The 1,696-nt window shown below is 76.2% G+C and carries 1 protein-coding gene; it reads left to right on the forward strand.

Annotated features, from left to right (window positions below):
• The coding region (locus AB0C29_RS47065; protein ID WP_360834714.1) for a glycogen debranching N-terminal domain-containing protein at positions 1-1,696 on the forward strand (1,696 nt) is incomplete at both ends.

A 1,696-nucleotide genomic window follows, 5' to 3' on the forward strand; every position in this document is an offset into this window, starting at 1 on the left:
GGCAGATCCGCGCGGCCGGGGTGCAGGGTGTGTTCCACGCGGACGTCCGCGTGCTCTCCGCAGCCGTGCTGCTGCTCGACGACCACGAGCCCGAGCCGATCGGCCACGCCGAAGCGGGGGCCGGCACGGTCCACTTCGTCGCGCTGGCTCGCCGGATCGACCCGCGGCTGCGCATCGACCGGACCCGCACTGTCACCCCGGGCCGGGTCGATGAGCAGATCCGGTTGAGCTCGGCCGCGCCGGAGCCGGTCAGCACGGTGGTCACGGTCGAGCTGGCGGCCGACCTCGCGCCGATCGAGGTCGTCAGGTCCGGCGGCCCGACCACTCCGGTGACCGCTGTCCCGTCCGGCGGCCCGACCACCCCGGTGACCGCCGGCCGGTCCGCCGGCGGCGGTCTGAGCTGGGCCCAGGATGGCGTCACCGTCACGGTCGGCGCGGATCGGGCCGAGATCGACGACCGCGGGCGGTTGCGCTGGGCGGTGACTCTCGCGCCGGGCACGGACACAACCCTGACCTTCACCGTACGGGTGGACGACCCGTCCGCGGCGGTGCACGCCCCCACCCGCCCCCGCGACTGGAACCCGGCCCGGGTCCGCTCCGGCGACCAGCGCCTGGGCCGGCTGGTGGCCCGCTCGCTCGACGACCTGCACGGCCTGCGGCTGGCCGACGGTGACGACGTCTACCTCGCCGCCGGGGTGCCGTGGTTCCTGACGCTGTTCGGCCGGGACAGCATCTGGGCGGCCCGGATGTTGCTCCCGGTGGGCACCGGCCCCGCCGCCGGAACGCTCCGCGTGCTGGCCCGCCGCCAGGGCACCCGGGTCGACGCGGCCGCGGCCGAGGCACCCGGCAAGATCCTGCACGAGCTGCGGCGGCAGGAGTTCGTGCTGGCGGACGGCCTGCGGCTGCCCGCCGCCTACTACGGGACCATCGACGCCACGCCGCTGTGGATCAGCCTGCTGCACGACGCCTGGCGCTGGGGGCTGCCGGAGGCGCAGGTCGGCGAGCTGCTGCCGCACCTGGAGGCGGCGCTGGGCTGGCTGGCCGGGCACGGCGACGACTTCCTGGCGTACCGCGACAGCACCGGGCACGGACTGGCCAACCAAGGGTGGAAGGACTCCGGGGACGCGGTGCGCTTCCATGACGGGCGGCAGGCCGAGCCACCCATCGCTCTGGCCGAGGTGCAGGGCTACGCCCATCGGGCCGCGCTGGACGGCGCTGCGCTGCTGGAGGCGTTCGGCCGGCCCGGCGGCGACCGGTGGCGGCAGTACGCGGCCGAGCTGGCCGAGCGCTTCCGGGCCGAGTTCTGGCTCGACGCCGGCTACCCGGCGCTGGCGCTGGACCGCGACGGGCGCCCGGTCGACTCCCTGACCAGCAACATCGGCCACCTGCTGGGCACCGGCCTGCTCGACGCGGCCGAGGAACGGGCGGTGGCGACGGCCCTGGGCGGCGAGGCGATGTCCGGCGCGTACGGGCTGCGCACGATGTCCGCCCGCGACGGCGGGTACGCGCCGCTGTCGTACCACTGCGGCTCGGTGTGGACGCACGACACCGCGATCGTGGCGGCCGGGCTGGCCCGGGCCGGGTTCGGTGCCGAGGCGGCTGTGCTGATCGACGGGTTGCTGACCGCGGCGGAGGCGTTCGGCTACCGGCTGCCTGAGCTGCACGCCGGGGACGCGCGCGCGGCGTTGAGCCGGCC

This window comes from Actinoplanes sp. NPDC048791 (assembly GCF_040650095.1).
Taxonomy (GTDB): domain Bacteria; phylum Actinomycetota; class Actinomycetes; order Mycobacteriales; family Micromonosporaceae; genus Actinoplanes.